Source organism: Gilvimarinus sp. 1_MG-2023, assembly GCF_030548285.1.
Window position 1 is genome coordinate 1 of the sequence record NZ_JAUOSC010000246.1, and the last position, 403, is coordinate 403.

The following is a 403-nucleotide window of genomic DNA, read 5'->3' on the forward strand; positions in this document are numbered from 1 at the left end:
GTGCTGGCCAATCCAGGGTTTTAAGTCGGCGTATTGACCTTCCATCTGGTCGTATTGAAATTTCAGCCTGGCTAATGTTAGTTGGCGTTGTTTGGCCTGACGTACCAAGTCCCAGGCGAGGTAGTGTTCATTGGCTTGTAACCGGAAAAATTCGGAGCTATTTTCTTGCGCTTGTGTCCAGCTTAAATCATAACGTTTGCCCAGATGGTTAAAGTGATTACGATTGATGTCGGCATCGGGCAGTTCGGCTTTGGCGAGATCCAGCAGTACCTGTTCGTATTCCCGCAGAAAGTCGTTGCTTTCGTCGCGTCGGGTTTTCAGAGTGGTGACCACATCTCGTTCAAAGTGGTTGAGCAGTGATAAACGGGCGGTTTCTTCTCTGATCTCCAGAATGGATTTCATG

At 48.4% G+C, this 403-nt stretch carries 1 protein-coding gene; it reads right to left on the minus strand.

Translation table 11 applies throughout. The annotated features are described in order from the left end of the window. Positions 1 to 403: hypothetical protein (locus Q4563_RS16635; RefSeq protein ID WP_303605278.1), on the minus strand; the 403-nt coding region annotated here is incomplete at both ends.